Source organism: Mucilaginibacter lacusdianchii (assembly GCF_009770985.1).
GTDB classification, from domain to species: Bacteria; Bacteroidota; Bacteroidia; order Sphingobacteriales; family Sphingobacteriaceae; genus Mucilaginibacter; species Mucilaginibacter lacusdianchii.
In genome coordinates this window covers 700,685-725,219 of record NZ_WSRW01000003.1, presented here as the reverse complement: position 1 = coordinate 725,219, position 24,535 = coordinate 700,685, and the positions used below count along the sequence as shown (strand labels likewise).

Sequence of the window (24,535 nt, the reverse complement as noted above, 5' to 3'; positions counted from 1 at the left end):
AGTGTCTTTTATTGAGTTGAGAAAAGTAGGTTTAGCAGATCTAGATGAACTGGTAAAATTAAGCAGAGAAACATTCTTCAAGGCTTTTTATGACCAGAATCGTGCAGAAGATATGGAGACCTATGCTGCCCAATCCTTCACTCGCCAAAAGCTGGAAGCTGAGATTAACACCAACGGCTCTACTTTTTATTTTGCCCAATTGAATGGCGAAACCGTTGGCTTTATAAAATTAAATATTCAAGAGGCCCAAAACGAATATAAAGATCAGAACAGTTTAGAAGTGGAAAGATTATACGTGCTGGCTAAACATCAAGGAAAACGATTTGGCGAGCAAATGTTAACCTTCGCATTTGAAGTAGCCCATCAAAACCAACACGATTTTGTATGGTTAGGCGTATGGGAACACAACCGTAACGCTATCCGCTTTTATGAACGTATAGGATTTGAATATTGTGGTAAGCATGATTTTATGTTGGGCAATGATAAGCAGACTGATATATTGTTAAGAAAGAACCTAAAATAAAAGCCCTGAAATTTAGTACGTTAAGCGCTTACTTTTGTGATACTAACCCTGAGATGATATTAATACTCAAAGCCACTATAGCAGTATTAAAGGCAAATGATATTAAACCATGCATCCAGGCCAAGCGGCGCATTCTGCGGGAGGAAATTTCCACATCGGATACCTGAAAAGTCATCCCTATCACAAACGAAAAATAAACAAAATCCATGTAATCGGGTTCAGGTTCGGCCGGGAATTGCAGACCGCAGGCAGGTTTTACACCACCTTGGTCGGTAGTAGTATCATAGTAGATATGTGCATAGCGCAACGTAAACACGGTATGCACCAACCACCAAGATGTAATTACTGATCCTGTAGTCAGGAATACATGCCTGCTAATATCAGAAGCAGAAGCGTCTTTTCCCGACTTTAGTAAAAATACAATGGCTAGCAAACTGATTAATGAGGCGGCCACAACAAACAAAAAGATAAACGTGCGGCTCGAATCTTCTATCCCCGCCAAATGGCCCATATCTTTAGGATGAGAAAACAAAATTACCAACCATTGTAATACAATTAGGCTGAATGCAAAGCACATCCAGGTAATCAATACTACTTCGGTTACAGGTAGTTTGTTATGACTAAAAAAGAAACCGATAACACTAAGTACAAACGAAATGATTAACCTATGATGGGCATCTAAGTAAATCAAGTTGTCTGTTAGGCTTCGGCGGCGTTTATCTGGCGTCATGAAAGATGGTAGCAATGCAAGGTAGCAAAAGCTAACTGGTATACCAATTTAATCTTCGTCGCCCACAATATAAGCAACGCGCCCAATCTGTCCGTCTTCCAACCTAACCTTTATACCACGAGAATGGTAGGCTGCGCTGGTAAGTAAATTTTTAACGATGCCTCGTGTTAACGTGCCCGAGCGCTGATCTTTCTTTAAAATAATATCAACCTCCAATCCGGGGTATATGTCTTTTCGGTTCTGGCCGTTCATCATCTTTTCTTTTACTCCGTTACTAATTTACTGATAGCAACTTCTGTTTTATCGAAATTAAACTGCTGCAAAACACTATTCATAGCAGTAGTAATTTGCTCATTGCATAAATTGCCAATGCTACCTTCATGAGTGTGATGTACTTCTTTATCGGGATTGAAGTTACCTTGTTCAATAGCCAGTCCTACCTGCTTATAAGCATCGCGAAAAGGCACACCTTCCAGCACCTGGCGGTTCACTTCCTCAACGCTGAACAGGTAGGCATATTTAGGGTCTTCCAAAATGTTGTTTTTTACCTCAACATGCTGCAGCATGAAATTGGCCATGTGCAAACAGCTTTTTAGTTCGGTAAATGCAGGAAACAACAGCTCCTTCAACAGCTGCATTTCACGATGATAACCTGATGGCAGATTGCTAGTCATCATAGCAATATCGTTAGGCAAAGCTTGCATACGGTTACACTTGCCACGCATAATCTCCCAAACATCTGGGTTCTTCTTATGCGGCATGATGCTGCTGCCGGTGGTTAAATTTTCGGCATAACTAACGAAGGTGAAATTTTGGCTTAAGTACAGGCACTGATCCATAGCCATTTTTCCGAGGGTTGCCGCAATTGACGATAATGCCTGCGCAATAATACGCTCGGTTTTGCCCCTACCCATTTGAGCATAAACCACATTATAATTTAAGCTTTCAAAACCCAATAATTGCGTTGTTAACGTACGATTTAACGGAAATGATGAGCCATAGCCCGCTGCTGAACCCAGAGGGTTTTTGTTAGTTATTTTATAAGCAGCCAGCAAAAGTTCCAAATCATCTATCAAGCTTTCGGCATAAGCGCCAAACCACAAACCAAAAGACGATGGCATAGCTACCTGTAAATGTGTGTAACCAGGCAACAACACTTGTTTATACTTTTCACTTAAGCTGATGAGCAAAGTAAATAACTGCTGTACTTCATTAACTACCTGTTGCAGTTCATGGCGGAAAAACAATTTCAAGTCAACCAGCACCTGATCATTACGTGAACGGCCGCTGTGAATTTTTTTACCAGCATCACCAATGCGGCGGGTTAATAACAATTCTACTTGCGAATGCACATCTTCTACGCCGGCTTCAATCTCAAAATTGTTATTTTCAATGTCCCGGTAAATGCTTTTCAGTTCGCGTTGCACCAGTTGCAGGTCATCATCATTTAACAGTCCGATGGTTTGCAGCATTTGAGTATGTGCTAATGAACCCAATACGTCGAAAGCTGCCATCTGGCGGTCAAATTCGCGATCGCGTCCAACGGTAAAACTTTCAACCAGTTCGTCAACGTTGGTAGTTTTTTGCCACAGTTTGCTCATGGGTGCAAAGATGTAAAAAAATGCGTATTGAAACAGGTAGAAATATCAAAGCCGGGATAAACCCGGCTTTGATATTTCTATAGTATAATGTTTTACACAAACATACCGCCTGAAGCCTCTATGCGTTGCGCATTTATCCATCGAGCTTCTTCGGTACATAAAAATGCCACAACACCGCCAATGTCATCAGGCAAACCCACACGTCCTAATGCAGTTTGTGACGCAATCCCTTTGTTTACCTGCTCATTATCGCGCACCATACCACCGCCAAAGTCAGTTTCAATAGCGCCGGGTGCCACAATATTAACGGCAATACCACGGGCCCCCAATTCTTTTGCCTGATATTTAGTTAAAGTTTCCATAGCGCCTTTCATGCTGGCATAAGCTGCATAACCGGGTGTACTAAAACGCGCTAAGCCAGAAGATATGTTGATGATGCGGCCACCGTCGGCAATAACAGGCAGAGCTTTTTGAGTTAAAAAAAATGTACCTTTAAAATGGATATTCATCAATTCATCAAACTGCTCTTCTGTTGTTTCGGCAAACGAGGCATGGATACCTATACCTGCATTGTTCACTAAAAAGTTGATCTTATCAGTACCGAAGGTGTTTTGCAATAATCCGGTCAGTGAAGTAATAAAGGCATCAAAAGTTTTTACATCACCGGTATTCAGCTGTAAAGCTGCGGCTTTTTGGCCGGCTTGTTCAATTTCGGCTACTACTTTGTCGGCCTCCTCTTTATTGCTGTTGTAAGTAATAACTACATTAATTCCTTTTTTGGCAATGTGAAGGGCCATGTTTTTGCCCAATCCGCGGCTACCGCCGGTTATCAGGGCTATTTTGTTTGTACTCATATCTTATTTTGTTTAAGTATGATACAAAATTATGCAGCGGCTGTTCAGAAATTATGGTGATAGCTTCAGTTTAAATGGTGAGAGTTTCAGTTTTTGTATCGTTTGTAAACGAAGAAGCCCGTATTTGTTCACGGTATTGCTTTGGAGTTACCCCTTGATAACGTTTAAAAAATTTTACGAAGTTAGACGGATCGTAAGTTAAACGCACGGCAATTTCCGAAACGGACGCATCGGTTTCCTGTAACTCGCGCCGGGCAATGTCCATAATTTTATGCTCGTAAAAATAGCAGGGCGCTTTGCCTGTTACCAGTTTTATGGTGTTGCTTAGGTGGCGTGCATCAATATGCATTTGGTCGGCAAAGTCACGTATCTCAAACATGTCTAAAGCGCGGCCAGTCAATATATCATCCAAATGCTTGTCCAATGCCACCATATAATCGGCAGTAATTTCACGTTGGCGAAGCATAATCTTTTTGGGAAGCTTAATTTCAATTTGCATAAGTGGTTGATGCTTCACCAAATATAAACGGAAATAAGAAAACAATTGCCATGGATAAGTAAGAGTCGTAGTAGCTGTTATGACTTGCCTTAAGCTTAGTGGCCGCAATTACATTAATTAAATCTAGGGCATTTTATTAGCTGCTTGCAATTTAGGCATCGTGCACATCTTCAATTTTTGAGTGCTTGTGCGTATCATTCATAAACACATAAATAATAAGCGATATCAGTATGCAGCCGGTAACATAATAATTGAACCAACCGGCGTAACCGGCCTGTTTAAACCACAAAGCAATATATTCGGCAGTACCGCCAAATATGGAAACGGCTATAGCATAGGGAAAACCAACGCCCAATGCCCGCACCTCGGCAGGAAACAGCTCGGCTTTTACCACCGCGTTAATAGAGGTGTAACCGCTTACAATTGTTAACGCCAACAGTATTAAACCTACTGCCTCCCATAAATTATGGGTATGCCCCAGTGCGGTCATTATTGGTATAGTGCTTAACGTCCCTAAAATACCAAAACCGATCAGCAATGGACGTCGGCCTATTCTGTCAGACCATAAGCCAAACAGCGGTTGTAACAGCATAAAAACAACCGAAGTGATGGTTGATATAATTGTAGCATCGGCTTTTGAAAATCCAGATGTATTCACCAAAAACTTCTGCATGTATGTGGTATAAGTATAAAATGCAACTGTACCACCAACGGTTAAACCGATAACGGTTAGTACTGCTTTAGGGTGACGTGCCAGCGCACGCAATGTACCTCGCTCCTGCTGTGTCCCTTTTTGTACCAGTGTGGCCGACTCATGCAAACTGCGTCGCAGATACATTACCGTGATGGCCAGCACTGCACCAATTATAAAAGGGATTCGCCAACCCCAAGCATGCAATTCCCGTTCGGTTAGAAATACTCTTTGCAGTAAAACCAGCACGCCCAGGGCTACCAACTGCCCCATAATTAAGGTCACGTACTGAAAGCTAGAATAGAAGCCACGATGCTTACGGGCGGCCATTTCGCTTAGGTAAGTAGCGCTGGTTCCGTACTCGCCACCTACGCTTAGGCCCTGTATAATACGTGCCAATACCAAAAGTGCTGGTGCTGCGATACCAATTTGGTTATACCCCGGCACAAAGGCAATAATGAGCGAGCCGAAACTCATAAGCATAATAGATAAAGTGAGCGCTTTTTTTCGGCCATGCTTGTCTGCATAGGTACCCATTAGCCAACCACCTATGGGGCGCATTAAAAAGCCAATGGCAAAGATGCCGGCAGTATTCAATAATTCAGCTGTGGGATTTTGCGACGGAAAAAAATAACCAGCAAAATAAAGCGAGAATGCCGAGTAAATATACCAATCATACCACTCAACCAAATTGCCTAATGAGCCGCCGATGATAGATTTAATACGCTGGGCAACCGTTGGCTGATAACTGGAATTTTCGGAATTATTCATGTACGTAAGTTTGCAGTTGCAACAAATATATACACTGCAAAGCTTACAAAGTGATTAGCATCACAAAAGACGTTAGGAATAACTCAAAGCCAAGCCTTCATCGCCGGCCATGGGTTCTGTGCTATCAACAATATTTCGTATTACGCCATCCAATTCCTTTACGGCTTCTTCCATCATGGTCAGGCTTTCTTCGTTATGCCCGTAACCATCCAATCTTACCACTTCCATTAAGCCCAGTATAGATGCCACCGGTTTACGCAATTCATGCGATTGAAAATGAGCAATCTGACGCAACACGGTATTCTGCTCTATAATTTGCTGTTCGTGTTTTTTACGTTCGGTAACGTCGTTAACGTTAAAGGATATGCCAATAATATTACCGTCGTTATCATATGAAGGGTTGTAAGTAATTTGACACCAGATAGCCATCTGATCGCTAAAGCGCAGTTGCCGCTCGTGCTGAATTGTTTTACCTGTTAAAGCCAGGTTAAAGTTGCTCACAAAATCGTGTATATATAGCCTGTCGATATAGTCGGTAGCTTTAATGCCTATTTCTACATCTATACCGTACAAATTCCGAATGAAATCGTCAAATACCTTATTATAAGCTAACACAGCCATATCTTGCCCCATTAAAACATGACTGGATTGTGAGCTTTCAAAAAAAGAACGCAGCTTGATTTCCGACTTCTTAGCTTCAATAAACTGCTCTTTTAAAACGTTTAAACTTAGCTCAAATTCCATGATATGAATAACCTGTCTGGCCAATACCTGCAGCATTTGTTTTTGGTGATGGCTCAGTTGCTTGGGTTGCTGATCGAGCACACACAAGGTTCCAATTTTTTGACCATCGTGTGTGGTAAGCGGTGCACCCGCATAAAATCGGACGCTATTTTCATTAGTGACCAGTGGGTTATGCATAAACCGTTCGTCGAGCACTGTATCCGGCACTTCCATTACATTATCATCACGAACGGCATAGCTGCAAAATGCTATTTCACTGTCTACAACATGTAAAGAGGAGCCCAATTTATACTTAAAATGTGCCAGCTCATCGTCTAAAATGGTAATTAAGGATGTTGGCGTTCCGCAAATTTCGGCGGCTAGCTTAAGTATGCTGTTCAGCTCCTGTTCTTTGCTGATTTCGAGTTTTAAAAAACGATTAATGGCTTGTAAGCGCCTAAGTTCCTGTAGGGGCATTTAATTTTGCAGTATAAAAAATTTCATGTATTCATTCCTTTTTTAACCGCGGGGCCTCGGGCTATCCAAGAAGTTATATTTATTGCGTTTAACTGCAAAAGTATCAACTTGTTGAGGCTTATCCATGTTAAAACTTACTAAATTGACAGAGCAAAAACAATTATAAAATATTAATTAAGTCACTAAATCATCGCTATAACAATTCAACCAGCACGTAATAATATTTATGTATATTACCTATAAGCAGCGTTTGTATTGTGCTTGATATCTGCGTATCTTAACCCCATGCTTTTCACCGAAGACTTTTTGCATTACGTATGGAAGTTCAGGCTGTTTGACCATAACGCATTGCAAACAACCGACAACGAAACTTTACACATAACTTCTCCGGGCTTGCACAACACCCATTCTGGTCCCGACTTTCAAAACGCCCGTTTAAGCATCGGTGATACGATTTGGGCCGGCAATGTGGAAATACACCTGGCGTCTTCTGACTGGCATAAGCACCACCATACCAACGATGGCGCATACCACAATGTAGTTTTACATGTGGTTTATGAAAACGATGAGCAAATTACTTTACCCGACGGGCGTAGGTTACCTACGTTAATATTGAAAGGACGGATTGCGGCCGATTTATATAGCCGTTACCATCAGCTGGCATATGGCAACCAACGCATCATACCTTGTGAAGGTACTATCAAAACAGTCAGCTCGTTATCGCTTCATAACTGGCTTACCCGCGTGTTGGTAGAAAGGTTAGAAAAAAAATCGGATTCTGTGATTGCCACTTTACAAAATAACCGCGGCGACTGGGAAGAAACATTTTACCAGCACCTGGCCGCCAATTTTGGATTTAAAGTAAATGCGTTACCTTTTGAATTGATGGCCAAATCTTTGCCGCAAAATTTACTGGCTAAAAATAAAAACAACCCGATGCAGATTGAAGCGCTGATTTTTGGGCAGGCCGGATTTTTAGAAGAAGATTTCAAAGATGACTATCCTAATAAACTGAGATCAGAATACCAATACCTACGCAAAAAGTATGGTCTGTCGCCAATTGAAAAACACCTGTGGAAATTTATGCGACTGCGGCCGCAAAACTTTCCAACCATACGGCTAGCACAGTTTGCTGCTTTAATTGTACAATCCAATCACCTGTTTTCAAAAATATTAGAAATTAAAGAAATAGAACAGCTAAGAGAACTTTTTACCTCCATTAGTGTTAACGTATACTGGGAGAGTCATTACCGTTTTGATGCTGAATCTAAACCTGCTACTAAAAACTTAGGGCAAGGCTCAATTGACTTGTTACTGATGAATACTGTTGCTGTATTTTTGTTTAGCTACGGCAATCATCATCAATTACAGCGTTATATTGACCGGGGTATGCAATTACTGGAAGATTTACCTGTTGAAAGCAACCACGTGGTGACTGACTTTGAGGCTTTAGGTATAAAAGTTAAAACCGCTTTTGAATCACAGGCCTTATTGGAACTTAAAAATAGTTACTGCAATCATAAAAAATGTCTGACTTGCGGTGTGGGCAACCAAATATTAAACATTACGTAATATGTTACAGCGATTTTTAACCTTTTTTGAGCGGTACTCATTTGGCGTATGCACATATTTGGGTGAACGCTTTAACATCTCGATTGCCAAAATCCGGTTGTTTTTTATCTACTCGTCGTTTCTGGCGGTAGGCTTCCCGTTAATGTTTTATTTTTGCGCGGGCATAGTGCTCGATATACGTCGGTACGTTAAACGTATGCACACACGTGTTAGCGATTGGTAAAATATTTTATACGTACTCAAGCTGCAAGCTTTCGTTCAATTTCAAATACAAGAGCATCGATAGATAAAGAGTTACTATGGAGATCATCTCTTTGAAGCAACTCGGTGTTATAGGCCTTACCCGAAATGAGCATAACAGGTATTTTGCTTACAGTTTCAACCGCCTTCAAAGCACCCTGAAGTACTTGGCTACTGATGCCCTGTAAATCGCTGTCTAACATTATTAAATCAGGATGGCATTTCGGAATTTCTGCAAATATGCGCTCGCTGCGATGAAGTGCGAATACATCATACCCCTTGCAAATAAGCAATTGCGATAGCATATTCAACCCCATCACATCTTCTTCTACCAACAGTATACGCTTACTCATTATTTTTAGGCTTTATATATTATATTCAATTTACATGCCATCAGATTATTTAACAACCTATCCGTTTTATTATTATTTAAAAGCGGTTAGAAATAAAAAAGAGTTTAAGCGGTAAGGCAAAAACTCTTTTATCTCATAGGGTAGATTAAATATATGTGGTTAGGCAGCCTGTTTTGTAGCGCCTTGGTTGATGCCTTTTTTCCTTAATTGCGACACATGGTACGCTTTCAAATCCTGTTGCAATAAGGCTTTCAATTCAATGTCAATTGCTTTAAGCAGTAGTTGGGTTGAAGTATTTAATGTTTTCATGTGTCAGTTTATTTTGTTGCAGATACAAATGCCAATTGTATGCCATAATTTGCTTACTCGATAAATTAATTGCGCAAAAGGGATTTCTGAAATAGAAATAGCACGTATTGATTGGAGTTTGTATTTTTTTACATACAAAATGATGTGCTATAGACACTATAATATCGACCTAAATGAACGCACACATGTATCAAAACAAGCAAAGCCTCCAAACACAGCACATGTTTCATTGAGATGGGGGCGGAAGCTTATAAGATGAAAGCCTAAATATAGGCAACAATGAAATTTAATTTTTTACAATTAAGCTGTTCACTTTATCTACCAGTTCATTCAAATCAAACGGTTTAGCAATAACAGCTTCACAGCCAAAGGCCGGATAATCTACATCACGGTGTATATAGGCCGAAAAAATAATAACCGGAATATGGCGCAGCTTTTCATCAGCTTTTATCTGTTTGCAGATATCGCCGCCGTTACCATCAGAAAGTAGATAATCTAAAATAACTAAATCTGGATTGTAGTTTTTAGCTACTTCAATGATACCATTACTGGTAGATGTGGCATGTACATCAAAGTTTTCGTAAGATAATACTTCATTTACTATTTCAAGTATATCCCGGTTATCATCCAGTACTAATATTCGTTTGGGCATCTGTTTAAATTATTGAGCAGGCAACTAATATTAGATAATTTTCACAATCACTTTATCCGCTGTCTGTAAGCAGCCGGCTTACACCAACTGCTTTATCAATACAAAAATACTAATTACTTTTCGGTTAAGTAGCCAGCTATTTGAAACGCAATTGTAAAATTAATGGGAATGAAACTATGCCAAGTGCTTTTTCAGTTAGTTGTTATGTGCTTGTCTATCTAAATGGAGTTGAACATAAGTAAATATTCTGAACTTCAATAAGCTCTTTTGGACACCTGTCATGAACGTAAGCATCAAAAAAATTCATAATTTGATTTTAAACGCTATATGCGCCCCTAATTCAAGTGAATTATGAACGTGTATTAAATGCTTAATTTAAAACCATATTGGCATATTACTTATTTTGATTAAAAAACTAACACACAAACCAATTTAACAAAGGCAAATTACATACTGACATACATTATATAGGCGTAGATATTTGGGCTTAAAAAATTTTTATACATTTATAAAGCCCTGCAAGCACTAAATCATGATCAAAATTATATTAACGGAAGACCACAACATTGTGCGTAATGGAATCCGATCGCTATTGGAAAAAGAACCGGACATGCAGGTTATTGCCGAAGCAACGAACGGCAAACAAGTACTTGGGTTGTTACGAAACCAAGATTACCGTCCTGATTTAATACTTACAGATATCAATATGCCAGAGATGAGCGGCATTGAGTTGATTGGCCTTTTAAAAACGGATTACCCAAACATCAAAACCATTGTGTTATCGATGCTAGACCATGAGCGATACATGATACAAGCTTTTAAGGCTGGGGCGTGGGGATACGTATTAAAAAATGTAAGTGCCAACGAACTTACATTTGCTATTAGGCATATTTGTCAAACCAATGAGCGTTATGTGTGCAACGAACTAAGTTTAAGATTACTTGACAGAGTTATGCACGCGCCAGAACCACAAATGCCAGATCACTTGCCTGAAATTGACCTATCTAAACGTGAGATTGAAGTACTGGCGTTGATAGCCGAAGGTTTTACAAATAACGAGATAGCCGAAAAACTTTTCACCAGCAAACGTACAATTGAAGGTCACCGCCAAAATTTGATAGACAAAACAGGTGCCCGTAACACAGCAGCTTTAATTCGTTTTGCCATACAAAACAACATTATCAGCTAAATATCCCCTTTTCGAGCTTTTAGTACCGCCTTTAGTTGTCTTCTTTCCCGTTTTCTTATATAATTCGGCCACACTTAGCAAATTCCTATTTAACAACTGACAAATACGTATTTATTAGTTCTTAAATAGGTATTAGTACTCATTGTATTCAAAACGCTATTGCTAACTTTACTTATAATTAAAAAATATTCTATAATCAACTTTACAAATTGCATTTACAACAATTATAAAGCCCTTTGATGATAGGTTAATTTAATTTTCGATTAATAATGAGTAAGCGAATTTTAATTTTAGACAACGATCCGGGGATTTTAGATGTAATGCAGGACATTTTGCATTACGAAGGATTCGAAGTTAAAGCTATTTCTGACACTGATAACATTTTTAAAAACATTACTGATTACAAACCAGACTTGGTGATGCTTGATTATTTACTAGATGGCATTAATGGCGGCGAGCTTTGCGCACAGATCAAAAAAAATCCGTCGACATCAGAAATACCTGTGGTCATTATATCAGCTTACTCACGCGTTCTTTTATCATTAGGTTTATATGGTTGTGATGTGTTTATAGCTAAGCCCTTTGAACTTAATGACTTTGTTGAAAAAATAACTGTCCTGTCTGGACACGAATTTAACAGCCCTGTTTATTAACTATTATTAAAACACGTATTTACCACAACGAAAATCCGCGTATTAATACCTGTATACTCAATTTGATAACTCATAATATTGCATACAGTTATAAATAAGACATCTAGACGTATTTTATCAATTATAAAATCTACATTACCATGTTTAACAACGCCGGCATTAACAAAGTATTTTTAGTAGGTCATGTAGGCAAAGCTCCACGCTTACATGCGCAGCCAGATGGACAAAGCTTTTATTGCTTTCCGCTTGTTACTACGGAATTTATCAAAAAAGAGGGCCAAAACACAGAGCATATAGAATGGCATCAAATTAAAATACCGGTTGCATCCAGTTTTGATAACGTAGCGCAATTGGAAAAAGGCCAGCTTATTTATCTGGAGGGAAAGATTAAAACCCGTTCGTTTGTAGATGAGGCTGGCGTGAAACGCTACAAAGCTGAAATAATAGCTATAAGCTTTAAAATGCTGAACAGCCAGGCTATGCAGGTTCCTGTTTTTCAGCCATTAGAGCAAGCTGTTTAACCAACGGTTTCAGAAATCCATCAATTTACAAATGACTTACATAATGCAAATTTTGCAAGCGATACAGCAAGATTTGCATTTTCTTTTTAATTTCAAGGATAACTTCTACTTCGACGTTACAGCCATGAACTACTTTTGTTGGTTACGATAACGCATATCCTTATTACGCCGTCTTTTGTTGACTTTCGGTTTCAAGGCTTAATCTCCTATTATTAAACTATTGCAAAAACCGTTAGTTAAGGTATTAAATCAGCAAACTCAACACTCATTTAAAGATATCCATCTATAATGGATTATAGATACGTCGGGAACCTTAAAACTCATTAGTACCCAACAGGTCACTTAAAAATGATTGATTAAATTTAATTATACTCATATCCTGTTGTTTTACTTATCAACCATTCCACTGCTCAACAATTTATCTGCTTAACAAAAACTCTTACCTTCGTGCTGTATGTTGGACATTTTATTTGCTGATGAGCATTTGGTAGCGGTTAATAAGCCGCATGGGTTGTTGGTTCACCGTTCATCCATAGCGGCTGATGCAGAAGAATTTGCGCTGCAAATACTACGTGATCAGTTAAACCGCCACGTATACCCTACTCACCGGCTCGACCGCAAAACGGGCGGCGTATTATTGTTTGCTTTAGACAAGACCACCGAAACGGCCATGCAGCAACAATTTATGAACAACGCCGTGCGTAAAAGCTATCTTACAATTCTGCGTGGCTTTGCGCCCATTAGCGGCGAGATTAACTACCCGCTTAAAAAAGAAAATGGCACCTTGCAGGATGCCTTTACAGCCTATACAACCCTTGCCCAAACCGAATTGCCTGTTGCATTTGGCAAACATCCAACATCCCGCTACTCATTAGTGATGGCCAAACCCACCACCGGGCGCATGCACCAATTACGCAAACATTTTAGCCACATCTTTCACCCCATTATTGGCGACCGCACACACGGTTGCAATAAACAAAACAAGTTTTTTACCGATAATTGGGACATGAACACAATGCTACTACATGCTTTACAGTTGTCGTTTATTCATCCTATTTCGCAACAACCGGTTACTATCAGCGCCTCTATACAACCCGAATTCGACAGAATGATTAATTTAATGAACTGGCAACAGGTTTATATACAACTACTTAATGGTATCGTGCAAAGCAATACCTACGAAGCAACTTCGTAAACTATTAGGATTATTAAAACGGACAGGCAATTTATGCAACAAATGCATTTGTCATTAAAACATGTGCACAACAAGCCTATATCTAAATCAGATTATTTTTAGATAACCGGGATCAACTTGATCTGTGAGCCAGACGCTGTTTTCAGACATATAAAATACATATCCATCCTTGGCCATTTGACCGGCTGCTACTTCCAGTATTACTACCTTACCATGCCGCATACCCACTTGTTTTGCGGTAGCACTATCTGCACTTAAGTGTACATGCAATCTATTACCCTTTAACAATCCTTGCTGCAAAATTGAATCCAGAAAGCGTGTGCTGGTGCCATGGTATAATATAAAAGGCGGCGCTTGTGGTATCAAACCCAATTCCACCACAACAGAATGCCCCTGGCTTGCTCTTATAAGAGTTTGGGTTTCGTTAATGGCAAATCGCTTTTTGTTGTTAGTAGCCACTATATGCATTAAGGAAGATCTATCCAGATTTAGGCCATTGCGTTGCGCACCAGCAATTAAGGCATCTATATCAGCCCAGCCATTAGAGTCCAACACTAACCCAGCCGATTCCGGATAGTGCCTTAGTACATAACTAATAAATTTGCTTGTTTTTTTTAATTCTTCTTCCGTCATCCTTTGTTTTTATTAAAAAGAACGCTTTTAAAGCTATAAACCAAAAACTTCCGGATAGCGTAATGCTGCCATCAAAATAAAGTTCATCGAATCGGTTACCCAAATTTCTCCCTCTTTTACTAATTGCAATACTTGTGGAGCCGGCAAGGTTAATACTTGAATTAATTCGGTTTCATCCAGCTTTTGTACTGAATTGAATTCGGCATTAAATAAAATAAAGCCGTAAGTAATTTGATGTGCTTTGGTAGGATTAACGGCAATTTTCCCCAACGAGATCAATTGCCCGGACGTAGCCTTGATGCCGGTTTCTTCTTCCAACTCATTTAAGGCCGATTGTATAATGCTGGTATTTTTTTGTCGCATTCCGCCCGGCAGCTCCATTAAAATTTCATTTAATCCGTGCTTATACTGCTTTACTAGCACCACTTCGTTTTGCGGCGTTAAGGCAAGCACTTGTACCACATCGCCTAGTGGTGAAAAGTAATAGTCATCTACAACCTTTCCGTTAGCCAACTGCACAGTATGTTTCAGTATTGGAAACCATGGACTAGGAGATACATCCTCCTCTTTTAATATGGTCCATTTCTTAATTATGTTAGCCATGTCTATACTGATGTTTAAGCTGCTAAGTTAAGCAACCCAAGGTTAAAACAGCATCTCATCTTCTATAACCATTTTTGGTAAATGTGGCTATATAATAAAAAGCCCGCTTATAGTAAGTAAGCAGGCTTTTTATTATATAAATTGTGTTATTCCATAACCGGCAAACCCATTTGAGCCCACTCCTCTTTTGCCGGACCGAATAAGCCGGGCACTGGCAAGCCAACCAGGCGCATCACAACCGTCATTTGGCTACGGTGATGTGCCTCATGCCCTATAAAAACTGATAGAACCATACCTTTAGTCCAGGTTTGGCCATACATGTTCACGTCGTCATTCAATTGCTCGTCTGTCCAACGCGATTTTACAGCGTCAATTAGCTTTTGACTGTAAGTTTGATAAGTATTAATAAGTTGTGCCATGGTAGCCGGTACAGGTATATGTTCCAATTCATTGTGGTCAAACAAACCGGCTTGGGTTCCCATTTCAGGAAGGGTTTCGGTAATGTGCCAAGCCAGACGTTCTAGCGTACGCACATTTTCATGAACTTTTATTCCTTTGGCTTCGTCGGTTATTTTTTCAAATAAAGTTACTGTGTAACCGGTCATTACTTGCCAGTCGGCCACAAAATCAGCAATGTGATGATACATATGATGTTTAGATTTGAATAGCTAAAATGAACAAATTATCTGAACATCCAATTAACGGCTAACGATAATTACCCCGGTAAGCAACGGGTTGCCCAGGATGAAAAGCACGGCGTGCGCCAAAGCCCAAATTTAAAAACAGCAAAGTAACCACCAAGCTTACAACTGCCGGCACTACCGAAACCAGACCGTGGTATAAACCATTTCCCCAAATAAAATCGGACGAGCGGAAATCGAGATATGTGTATATTAAATGTGCCGCAAAAAGCACGCGCGACATTTGCTTCTGAAAAACAACATTTTTGCTATACCAGCCTAATGCACCTATAATAAGTCCAATTACCAACATGTGCATATACATCCACAAAACTGCATCGTAATAATGTGGCGACGTTAGCAAATGGCTAGGTACTTGATGGTATTGCGCCATACTTTTCATAAGGCCTTTAACAAGTAAACTGCCGGCTATCAGTACATATAGCACGCAAACCGACAAGCAGGTAGTTTTAAAACCCGGAAGATAACGTTTGTATACAGGCATAATTGGTTAATGCTAATTTAACAAAATTTCAATTCGTACAATATTTATAACCTTTAAATTGAATTATAATTTATCTGAAGGTAAATCAACAATGCAACGTTCCGTTTTAATCAGCTCTATCGATTCGGCAATTTCCATGGGTGTTTTAATACGATCTGCTTCCTGTTTATAATAGCGGTTAAGCTCTTTTCGATGATAAGCCTGATAAAATCGTTGCACTTCCAAATGCGATTGTAAAATAAGTCCGGGTACGGTTGCCGGTTTATGCTCATCGCCTATGGCCACCATGGTGAAATAACTGGAGTTAGTATGTTTAATTTCCTGCGTTTTTATATTTTCACTTTGCACCCGTATGCCTACCACCATAGATGATTTGCCCACATAGTTAACCGAAGCCATCAACGATACTAGTTCGCCAACCTCAACGGGTTGTAAAAAATTCACCGTATCAATAGAAACTGTTACGCAATAATTGCCTGCATGCTTAGCGGCGCAGGCGTACGCAACTTTATCCATAAGGCCCAATATGATACCACCGTGTATTTTACCCCCGAAGTTAGAGTACGACGGAATCATTAACTCGGTTAACACGGTTTGTGAACTCGTTACGGTTTTAAAATCTTCCATATGTGTGTATGCCAAAAATTTCGTGAAATATAAAAAGTAATACATTAAATATGTATAAATTGCTATCAATGCTATTATGTAAGAGCTTACAATTCGTCATTTAGTACTCATCTTATTAATCTGATTTTATATTTCCTTAAAAAGCAGGTTAATTTGCATACAATTGCGCTGTGTAAGCAGAGCTTTATTCAAGGGAACAACTCATTCATGGAGGATTTTTTTTACAAGCAATTATTTGAAAAGCAACGGCAAACGGAAGCTATACCGCCCAATAACGTAATAGCTAACTGGGCGCTTAAAGTTATTTACTTGCTTTTTCCGGAGCAATCCAGGCAAACCTATAGTTCGGTTGATGCCTTAAAGCTGGAAGCGTTAAATTTACAGCAAGAACTAATTGAAATCATTAGCGCCAGCAGCAATTGCAGCAACTGCAATTGCCCCCAGCTAGCCCGCCGTTTTTTTGACGAATTACCTGAGTTATACCGCGTTTTAAACACAGATATTCAAGCCATTTACAAAGGCGACCCAGCTGCACGAACTGAATTTGAGGTAATACGTACTTATCCCGGCTTTTATGCCATATGCTACTACCGCATAGCTCATCAATTGTTTAGTTATGATGTTCCGCTGTTGCCGCGTATCTTAACGGAGCACGCCCACTCTACCACTGGCATAGATATACACCCGGCGGCGCAAATTGGCGAGTATTTTCATATAGATCATGGAACCGGCATTGTTATAGGTGAAACCAGTGTGATCGGTAATTATGTAAAAATGTACCAGGGGGTAACTTTGGGCGCATTAAGTGTAAGTAAACATATGGCGGGCAGCAAGCGTCATCCTACAGTGCAAGACCGGGTAGTTATTTATTCGGGGGCAACTATTTTAGGCGGCGAAACCGTTATTGGGCACGATAGCATTGTTGGCGGAAATGTTTGGCTGATACATAGCATAGACCCATATTCTACCGTTTATCATACACCATCAATTAGCGTAAACAAGCTAAACGAAAAATTGTAGTTTTTATCATGGCAGAACTTATAGACTTAATAGGCAACACGCCTTTAGCAGAAATAAAAAAGCTTAATACCAACGCTAACGTAAAGATATATGCCAAACTGGAAGGTAATAATCCGGGAGGCAGCGTTAAGGACCGTGCTTCATTAAACATGATACGCAGTGCCATAGAACGCGGCGAAATTAAACCGGGCGTTAAATTGATTGAAGCAACAAGTGGTAACACCGGTATTGCATTAGCTATGATTGCCCGCCTGTTTAATCTGGATATTGAGTTGGTAATGCCAGCCAATTCCACGCGTGAGCGTACACTTACCATGGAAGCTTTTGGTGCTAAAGTAACCCTGTTGGAAAACATTGAGGTTTGCCGTGATTATGCAGAGGATAAAGGAAAATCTGACAATTACTTTTTGCTTAATCAGTTTGCCAATAGTGATAATTACATGGCCCATTATAAAACCACCGGACCAGAAATATGGCATGATACCGACGGGCAGATTACACATTTTGTAAGTGCCATGGGTACTACTGGTACCATTATGGGTACATCGCGTTATTTAAAAGAAAAAAACAGCGATATACAAATTATTGGTTGCCAGCCATCGGAAGGTTCTTCTATTCCCGGCATACGCCGCTGGCCCGAGGCTTATTTGCCTAAGATATACGACCCCAGTCGCGTTGACCGTATCATGGATATCAGCGAAGCTGAAGCTACCGAGATGGCTCGGCAATTAGCTAAAACTGAGGGCATCTTTGCTGGGATGAGTACCGGCGGTGCTTGCTCAGCCGCCTTACGCCTGGCCCAGGAATTGGACCAAGGTACTATTGTATTCATAGCCTGCGACCGCGGCGACCGCTATTTGAGCAGCGAGCTTTTTGGATAGTCAAAATCCGGCAAACAGATTAATGTGTATATTACTGATAAATAACAAATTTCAATATAGCTATCATACAATTACTGACATATGTGGACAAATGAACGGGCTGTTATTATATTTGAAGTAACTTCTTAAGCATATAAATGATACGTCAAATAACGGCGAGCCACAGTGAAATGGCCGGTAAGATACTCGCCCACAACTGGTCGGCTACCCCTGTTGGCGACATGGCAAACTGGCCCACCAACTTGTACACAGCCGTAAGTATGATGCTTGAGGCAAAGATACCTATGTATGTAGCTTGGGGCGATGAATTTGTACAGTTTTACAACGATGCCTACCGCCCCATATTAGGCATAAAAAAAGATCCCGAACCTATAGGTAGAAGTACATATGACACATGGGATGAAATTTGGCCGGTGATTGGCCCGATGTTTCGAAAAGTAATGAAAGGTGAAACTTTCGGCTTTCCGGGCTTCAACCTTTTTCTGGAACGGAGCGGTTATCTGGAAGAGGCTTATTTTGACTTTTCATACAGTCCCATTCATAACGATGATGGCACGGTTGGCGGCGTGTTTACAAGCTGCATCGAAACCACCGACAGGGTACTGAACGAACGTCGGATGGAAACTTTAGCCAATTTAGCCGGCGAAGTAATTAATTCGAATGATGATGATATTTTGAAAACTAGCCATCAAAAACTAGCATCTGATAGCAAAGATATTCCTTACTCTTTACTTTACAGTTTTGATCCAGATACGCGCGTATATAGACTGAACTATCATTTTGGAATCGGCAATGCGGTTACTATACCAAGCGACTTGTCAGTTTTAAATAATGAGCAATCTGAAAGCTTATTGAGCCGTAAAGATGTTGTTTTGCAAACCGAGACCTTTTTTGGAGGAAACCCCTCGTTTATTAATAATCCGTGGAATGAGCAACCGCGCGAATTAGTTCTATCTCCCATCAGTTTAGCCGGTAGCCGCCATCCTGACCTTGTAGTTGTATATGGTGTAAGTGCCCGATTAGCTCTAGACGATCGTTACATCAGGTTTTTTACCCTGTGTAGCAACTACATTCTTAACAAATACTCGGTTACCCAAACGCTTAATCACGAGCGCGTGCGGGTTGAAAGCATGCAAGAATTGCTCACTCAAAAAGATGAATTTATAAGTGTGGCCAGCCACGAGCTTAAAACGCCTCTTACCAGCTTAAAGGCTTACATGCAGGTACTGGAGAAAAGCCTGGACCCTACAATCAAAGTTGCACAGTTTGTAAAAAAAGCATCACAACAATTCAACAAGCTGCAAGGGCTGATATCAGACCTCCTGGATGTATCTAAAATAAACGCTGGTAAATTAACTTATAATTTTGCCGAATTTAATTTCGCCGACGTTATCAACGAAAGCTGGGATGTAGTTGAATTAATATCGGAACAGCACTCCATCATCATTGAAAAAAATGATCAGGTTGTAATAAAAGGCGACCGCCTGCGCTTAGAGCAGGTTATGAACAATTTTTTGACCAACGCCATTAAATATTCAGCTCCATCTAAGCCCATCATCATCCGTTCGGAAGTGGAGCAAGATAACGTGGTTGTATCCGTTCAAGACTTTGGTATTGGCATTGCGCCAGAAAACTTGGTCAACCTGTTTGACCGCTTTTATCGTGTCGATAACACCTCTATGCAATATCAGGGATTGGGTTTAGGCCTTTATATCTCGTCAACCATTATTAAAGATCATAACGGCAGTTTTTGGGTAGAAAGTGAATTGGGCAAAGGATCTACGTTTAGTTTCTTGTTACCCATAAACGGTAAACGCGAATTTAGAGACATAGAAACGGATGGTCAGACCTATTACATTGGCAATTTCATTACACTGCGATACAATGCCGAAAAGCATTGGATAGAAGCCGACTGGCTGGGCTATCAAAATCTGGAATCAGTACAAAAAGGTTGCCTGATAATGCTCGACTTGCTCAAAAAGAACAATTGCAGCAAGGTTTTAAATGACAACAGTGGGGTAAAAGGCAATTGGTCAGAGGCATCGGATTGGGGTTCTGAGTTTTGGTTCCCGGCTATGCAAGATGGTGGCCTGAAGGATTTTGCCTGGATTTATTCGCCCAGTACCTTTGCCCGTATGGCCGCTCACAAAAGCGTTGACATATTTTTTGACCGCATAAGGGCGCAGTTTTTCACCGCTAAAGACGAAGCTATTGCTTGGTTAGAACAAACTCAAAACTGATTACTGGATATTTAATGGGTTGGCTTTGATATAAGCAATTTTATGCTGAAACATTTGAGCCATTTTGCCGGCCCGCCATTTGGCCTCTGTGGCTTTATCACCATCAAACAATTCGTCAACCGTTTGGGTAAACAAGTTTAGCCACTCATCAAAATGTTCGGCACCAACCGGTAGTTGGGCATGTGGCGGAAACGGGCGACCAAAGTAGGTGTACTCTTCCAGCAATACCGTTTGCCAAAAAGTGTACATCTTTTCCAAATGTGGTTGCCAGTTATCACCAATGCGTGCTTTAAAAACAGGGCCAAGCATTGCATTGCCTGCCACCGTCTTGTAAAAGGTATTTACCAGCAGTTTTATGTCGGCAAGCGTAAGTATATCATGATTCTTTTGCATAAGCACACTTTTGCAGACACAAAGTTAAGCATATGCCATCAGCATAACACATCAAGGTTATTAATTTACAATTGGTAAACTCGAGCCGGTTTGCTAGCTTTTAATTAGCCGCTGAATTTCGTCAAGCTTCATCAGTGCCTCTACAGGTGTCAAAGTGTTTACATCCAAGTTATTCAACATATCCCGAATTTTAACTAAAACTGGATCATCAATAGAAAACATCTGTAGCTGCAGTGCCTGCTTTTGTACCTTTTTGATACTCTCTTTGATATTCTCGCCGCCGGTGCGCTCGGCTTCCAGCTTTTTAAGGATATCATTGGCACGCGCCAGCACTTTTGGCGGCATACCCGCCAGCTTCGCTACATGGATACCGAAACTGTGCTCGCTACCGCCAGGAACCAGCTTGCGCAAAAATATAATTTGATTGCCCACCTCTTTAACCGTTACATTGTAGTTTTTGATACGGTTGAAAGTATTGGTTAACTCATTTAATTCGTGGTAATGCGTAGCAAATAGCGTTTTGGCTTTAGCCGAGGGGTGATTGTGTAAATATTCGGTAATAGCCCAGGCTATGGAGATACCGTCATAAGTACTGGTTCCACGACCAATTTCATCAAGCAGTATCAAACTTCGGTTACTTAAGTTGTTAAGGATACTGGCCGTTTCATTCATTTCGACCATAAAGGTTGATTCGCCCGATGATAAGTTATCCGAAGCTCCTACCCTGGTAAATATTTTATCAACCAAACCCACTACTGCTTGCTTAGCCGGCACGAAGCACCCCATTTGAGCCATTAAAACAATCAAGCCAGTTTGCCGCAGCAAGGCCGATTTACCCGCCATATTGGGTCCTGTAATGATGATAATTTGCTGGCTTTCCGAATCCAGGTAAACATCATTGGTAATATACTCTTCGCCTGGCGGCAAATTCTTTTCAATTACCGGGTGCCGTCCGCCTTTAATGTCAATTAGCAAGCCGTCGTTTATTTGCGGTTTTACGTAGTAATTTTTGATAGAAATGGTGGCAAAGTTGAGCAGCACATCCAAACGTGCTATTAATTGTGCATTCAGCTGTACCGGTTTAATATATTCGGTTAAAGCATACAGCAAATCGTTGTACAACTGCGTTTCCAGCGCCAGTATTTTTTCTTCGGCACCTAATATTTGCTCTTCGTATTCTTTTAACTCGGGGGTGATGTATCGTTCGGCGTTTACCAAGGTTTGCTTGCGTATCCAGTCAGTTGGCACTTTATCTCTATGTGAATGGGTTACTTCCAAATAGTAACCGAACACATTGTTAAATGCCACTTTGAGTGATGGTATGCCGGTTTGTTCCGCTTCCCGCTTCTGTATTTCAAGCAGATACCCTTTACCCCCAAATGCAATTTTACGCAGGCGGTCTAATTCGTCATGAATCCCTTCAGCCATCACGCCGCCTTTAACAATTTGCACCGGTGGCTCGGCATTTAATTCCTTGCCTATTTTATCACAAATGTAATCGCATGGGTTTAGCTGACTGCCAATAGTTTGTAAAGCCTCATTATTTGCCTGGGTACTTAACAACTTAATATTGCCGATAGCCTGCAATGCTTTACGTAGCTGACACACTTCGCGTGGGTTGGCTTTTTGCAAACCAATTTTACTAATGAGCCGTTCCAAATCCCCCACCTGACGGATGCAAGCCTGTAATTCATTGCGCAAATCTTCGTTCGCAATCAAATGCTCAACCACATTCAAACGATCCTGAATAGGTTTCAGTTCTTTAAGTGGCATTACAATCCAGCGGCGCAATAAGCGTGCGCCCATGGGTGAGCAGGTATGGTCAAGCACATCAACCAGCGTCAGGGCGTTTTCGTTAGCTGAACCTACCAACTCCAGGTTGCGGATACTGAAACGGTCAAGCCATAAATAACGATCTTCTTCAATTCTGCTGATTGCACTGATATGCTGAAGGTTACGATGCTCGGTTTCATTTAAATAATGCAACGCCACACCGGCGGCCACAATACCTAAATTCAGTTTTTCGATACCAAAACCTTTTAATGATTTTACGCCGAAATGCTTCAATAGCGTTTCTTGTGCATAATCGCCGCTATAGGGCCACTCGTCTAGCGTGTAGGTATAATAACGGTCGCCAAACTCTTCTATAAAATCGCGCTTGCAGCTTTTAGGATAGATAACTTCGCTGGGAATGAAAGACTGCAACAGCTTGTCGATATAACCCGTATTTCCTTGTGCTGTCAGAAACTCGCCGGTGGAAATATCTATTAATGCAATGCCAACGCTATTTTTCTCGAAATATAACGAAGCCAAATAGTTATTACTTTTTTGCTGTAGTATATTGTCGTTTACTGCTACACCAGGCGTAACCAGTTCGGTTACACCGCGCTTTACAATGGTTTTAGTGGTTTTAGGATCCTCAAGCTGATCGCATATAGCAACCCGCTGACCGGCACGTACCAGTTTTGGCAGATAAGTTTCGAGCGAATGGTGAGGAAAACCGGCCAATTCAATATGCGATGCTGAGCCGTTAGCTCTTTTGGTGAGCACAATACCTAAAATGCCCGCTGTTTTCACAGCATCTTCCCCAAACGTTTCGTAAAAATCGCCCACACGAAACAACAGTAAGGCGCCAGGATACTTGGCCTTGATCTGGTTGTACTGCTGCATTAGCGGCGTTTCTTTAGTAGCGGTTTTGCTCAAGCGTTATCCTTTTTAATTAAGGGTGTAAATTTAAACGTTTGCGGTGCATTTAGCGGTTTTTGTGGAAAATTTAAGTATGCTGCTTATTTAATGCGTTAGGGCAACATAAGATAAGCAGCATACAAATTGTTGCGTTGCATCTAAAATGTAAAAAGGTCAACCTTAGAATTGACCTTTTTTAATAAATAGCTATAAAGGTAAACTGTTCTATAACAGATAAACTACCCGCAAAAATGTTATCCTAAAACGTGCTGCGCCAAAATGCGCTGTAAATCATACACGTTTACTTGCTTGTTAAACTTCTTTTCGATGCTTGGTGTCACTTCACTTGATATCCAGATCCTAAGCTCGGCATCCAAATCCAGATGACCAGCGGTAACAATGCTGAAGCGTGAAATGCTTTTGTATCCTACAGACAAGTATTCAACTTTACTACCAGTGATACCCTGCTTGTCAACCAATATCAAGCGCTTGTTTGTAAAAATGAATACATCACGAATTAGTTTAAAACCAATTTCAATTGTTTCGGTGTCGGATAAAAGAAAGGCGTAATCTTTTTGTAGTTCCTGCGGATTAGCCACACCGGCATTACCCAATAGTTTTGAGAAAAGACTCATGATAAGATTTGTTTAAATTAAAGCTATAAAAGTAGGATAAATGTTAGATGAAGCAAATATCCTGTCAACACCCGTCATGA

General features: G+C 40.5%; 28 protein-coding genes. 10 read left to right on the top strand and 18 right to left on the bottom strand.

Going from position 1 to position 24,535, the window contains the following annotated elements:
- Position 1: 1 nt before the first annotated feature.
- The gene (locus GPM24_RS16640; RefSeq protein ID WP_158828211.1) at positions 2–523 is read left to right on the top strand and encodes a GNAT family N-acetyltransferase; all 522 of its coding nucleotides are present in this window, start codon (positions 2–4) and stop codon (positions 521–523) included.
- Between the two features lie 28 nt (positions 524–551).
- On the opposite strand, the gene GPM24_RS16635 is transcribed toward GPM24_RS16640, so the two are convergent.
- The 7 genes from GPM24_RS16635 to GPM24_RS16605 form a co-directional block, all read right to left on the bottom strand.
- Positions 552–1,253: a DUF1345 domain-containing protein gene (locus GPM24_RS16635; protein ID WP_158828210.1), complete on the bottom strand. Its 702-nt coding sequence runs from the start codon at positions 1,251–1,253 to the stop codon at positions 552–554.
- 48 nt (positions 1,254–1,301) lie between these two features.
- Entirely contained in the window at positions 1,302–1,505 is a 204-nt protein-coding gene (locus GPM24_RS16630) for a YwbE family protein (protein WP_158828643.1), read from the bottom strand.
- Between the two features lie 11 nt (positions 1,506–1,516).
- Positions 1,517–2,854 carry an argininosuccinate lyase gene (argH, locus tag GPM24_RS16625; RefSeq protein WP_158828208.1) on the bottom strand — a complete coding sequence of 446 codons (1,338 nt, stop codon included), beginning with the start codon at positions 2,852–2,854 and terminating at the stop codon, positions 1,517–1,519.
- A 92-nt stretch (positions 2,855–2,946) separates the two neighbouring features.
- Positions 2,947–3,708 (bottom strand): SDR family NAD(P)-dependent oxidoreductase, encoded by a 762-nt coding sequence (locus tag GPM24_RS16620; RefSeq protein ID WP_158828206.1) that lies wholly within the window; start codon positions 3,706–3,708, stop codon positions 2,947–2,949.
- A gap of 70 nt (positions 3,709–3,778) precedes the next feature.
- Positions 3,779–4,207 carry a helix-turn-helix domain-containing protein gene (locus GPM24_RS16615; protein ID WP_158828204.1) on the bottom strand — a complete coding sequence of 143 codons (429 nt, stop codon included), beginning with the start codon at positions 4,205–4,207 and terminating at the stop codon, positions 3,779–3,781.
- A gap of 151 nt (positions 4,208–4,358) precedes the next feature.
- Positions 4,359–5,669 (bottom strand): MFS transporter, encoded by a 1,311-nt coding sequence (locus GPM24_RS16610; protein WP_158828202.1) that lies wholly within the window; start codon positions 5,667–5,669, stop codon positions 4,359–4,361.
- A 72-nt stretch (positions 5,670–5,741) separates the two neighbouring features.
- Positions 5,742–6,869: a GAF domain-containing protein gene (locus GPM24_RS16605; protein ID WP_158828200.1), complete on the bottom strand. Its 1,128-nt coding sequence runs from the start codon at positions 6,867–6,869 to the stop codon at positions 5,742–5,744.
- 285 nt (positions 6,870–7,154) lie between these two features.
- Between GPM24_RS16605 and GPM24_RS16600 the strand changes: the two genes are divergently transcribed.
- On the top strand, positions 7,155–8,441 hold the full coding sequence (locus tag GPM24_RS16600; protein ID WP_158828198.1) for a DUF2851 family protein: 1,287 nt from the start codon (positions 7,155–7,157) through the stop codon (positions 8,439–8,441).
- A 1-nt stretch (position 8,442) separates the two neighbouring features.
- The gene (locus tag GPM24_RS16595; RefSeq protein ID WP_158828196.1) at positions 8,443–8,664 is read left to right on the top strand and encodes a PspC domain-containing protein; all 222 of its coding nucleotides are present in this window, start codon (positions 8,443–8,445) and stop codon (positions 8,662–8,664) included.
- A 16-nt stretch (positions 8,665–8,680) separates the two neighbouring features.
- Here GPM24_RS16595 and GPM24_RS16590 read toward each other — a convergent pair whose 3' ends face one another.
- The 3 genes from GPM24_RS16590 to GPM24_RS16580 all read right to left on the bottom strand — a co-directional run bounded on the left by GPM24_RS16590 (position 8,681) and on the right by GPM24_RS16580 (position 9,995).
- On the bottom strand, positions 8,681–9,034 hold the full coding sequence (locus GPM24_RS16590) for a PleD family two-component system response regulator (RefSeq protein ID WP_158828194.1): 354 nt from the start codon (positions 9,032–9,034) through the stop codon (positions 8,681–8,683).
- A gap of 159 nt (positions 9,035–9,193) precedes the next feature.
- Entirely contained in the window at positions 9,194–9,343 is a 150-nt protein-coding gene (locus GPM24_RS16585) for a hypothetical protein (protein ID WP_158828192.1), read from the bottom strand.
- 286 nt (positions 9,344–9,629) lie between these two features.
- Complete coding sequence (locus tag GPM24_RS16580; protein WP_158828190.1) at positions 9,630–9,995, bottom strand: response regulator; 366 nt, start codon at positions 9,993–9,995, stop codon at positions 9,630–9,632.
- A gap of 532 nt (positions 9,996–10,527) precedes the next feature.
- On the opposite strand from GPM24_RS16580, the gene GPM24_RS16575 reads away from it, so the two are divergent.
- The 4 genes from GPM24_RS16575 to GPM24_RS16560 all read left to right on the top strand — a co-directional run bounded on the left by GPM24_RS16575 (position 10,528) and on the right by GPM24_RS16560 (position 13,553).
- The gene (locus GPM24_RS16575) at positions 10,528–11,184 is read left to right on the top strand and encodes a response regulator transcription factor (RefSeq protein WP_158828188.1); all 657 of its coding nucleotides are present in this window, start codon (positions 10,528–10,530) and stop codon (positions 11,182–11,184) included.
- A 269-nt stretch (positions 11,185–11,453) separates the two neighbouring features.
- Entirely contained in the window at positions 11,454–11,837 is a 384-nt protein-coding gene (locus tag GPM24_RS16570; protein ID WP_158828185.1) for a response regulator, read from the top strand.
- 140 nt (positions 11,838–11,977) lie between these two features.
- Positions 11,978–12,358: a single-stranded DNA-binding protein gene (locus GPM24_RS16565; protein ID WP_158828183.1), complete on the top strand. Its 381-nt coding sequence runs from the start codon at positions 11,978–11,980 to the stop codon at positions 12,356–12,358.
- Positions 12,359–12,812: 454 nt separating this feature from the next.
- The gene (locus GPM24_RS16560) at positions 12,813–13,553 is read left to right on the top strand and encodes a pseudouridine synthase (protein ID WP_158828181.1); all 741 of its coding nucleotides are present in this window, start codon (positions 12,813–12,815) and stop codon (positions 13,551–13,553) included.
- An 87-nt stretch (positions 13,554–13,640) separates the two neighbouring features.
- On the opposite strand, the gene GPM24_RS16555 is transcribed toward GPM24_RS16560, so the two are convergent.
- The 5 genes from GPM24_RS16555 to GPM24_RS16535 form a co-directional block, all read right to left on the bottom strand.
- Positions 13,641–14,186, bottom strand: a complete 546-nt coding sequence (locus GPM24_RS16555) for an RNA 2'-phosphotransferase (protein ID WP_158828179.1) — start codon at positions 14,184–14,186, stop codon at positions 13,641–13,643.
- Positions 14,187–14,219: 33 nt separating this feature from the next.
- A complete protein-coding gene (locus GPM24_RS16550; RefSeq protein WP_158828177.1) occupies positions 14,220–14,789 on the bottom strand; it encodes an NUDIX hydrolase in 570 nt (189 codons plus the stop codon).
- 146 nt (positions 14,790–14,935) lie between these two features.
- A complete protein-coding gene (locus GPM24_RS16545) occupies positions 14,936–15,436 on the bottom strand; it encodes a DinB family protein (protein ID WP_158828175.1) in 501 nt (166 codons plus the stop codon).
- 58 nt (positions 15,437–15,494) lie between these two features.
- On the bottom strand, positions 15,495–15,974 hold the full coding sequence (locus GPM24_RS16540; protein WP_158828173.1) for a hypothetical protein: 480 nt from the start codon (positions 15,972–15,974) through the stop codon (positions 15,495–15,497).
- 63 nt (positions 15,975–16,037) lie between these two features.
- The gene (locus GPM24_RS16535) at positions 16,038–16,601 is read right to left on the bottom strand and encodes an acyl-CoA thioesterase (protein ID WP_158828171.1); all 564 of its coding nucleotides are present in this window, start codon (positions 16,599–16,601) and stop codon (positions 16,038–16,040) included.
- A gap of 207 nt (positions 16,602–16,808) precedes the next feature.
- Between GPM24_RS16535 and epsC the strand changes: the two genes are divergently transcribed.
- From epsC to GPM24_RS16520, 3 genes are all read left to right on the top strand, one after another.
- On the top strand, positions 16,809–17,621 hold the full coding sequence (gene epsC / locus GPM24_RS16530; RefSeq protein WP_158828169.1) for a serine O-acetyltransferase EpsC: 813 nt from the start codon (positions 16,809–16,811) through the stop codon (positions 17,619–17,621).
- 8 nt (positions 17,622–17,629) lie between these two features.
- Complete coding sequence (cysM, locus tag GPM24_RS16525; protein ID WP_158828167.1) at positions 17,630–18,502, top strand: cysteine synthase CysM; 873 nt, start codon at positions 17,630–17,632, stop codon at positions 18,500–18,502.
- Positions 18,503–18,639: 137 nt separating this feature from the next.
- Positions 18,640–20,742: a PAS domain-containing sensor histidine kinase gene (locus GPM24_RS16520; protein WP_158828165.1), complete on the top strand. Its 2,103-nt coding sequence runs from the start codon at positions 18,640–18,642 to the stop codon at positions 20,740–20,742.
- On the opposite strand, the gene GPM24_RS16515 is transcribed toward GPM24_RS16520, so the two are convergent.
- The 3 genes from GPM24_RS16515 to GPM24_RS16505 form a co-directional block, all read right to left on the bottom strand.
- The gene (locus GPM24_RS16515; protein WP_158828162.1) at positions 20,743–21,135 is read right to left on the bottom strand and encodes a group III truncated hemoglobin; all 393 of its coding nucleotides are present in this window, start codon (positions 21,133–21,135) and stop codon (positions 20,743–20,745) included.
- 93 nt (positions 21,136–21,228) lie between these two features.
- Positions 21,229–23,838: a DNA mismatch repair protein MutS gene (mutS, locus tag GPM24_RS16510; RefSeq protein ID WP_158828160.1), complete on the bottom strand. Its 2,610-nt coding sequence runs from the start codon at positions 23,836–23,838 to the stop codon at positions 21,229–21,231.
- Between the two features lie 236 nt (positions 23,839–24,074).
- Complete coding sequence (locus tag GPM24_RS16505; protein WP_158828158.1) at positions 24,075–24,455, bottom strand: PH domain-containing protein; 381 nt, start codon at positions 24,453–24,455, stop codon at positions 24,075–24,077.
- Between the last annotated feature and the right edge of the window lie 80 nt (positions 24,456–24,535).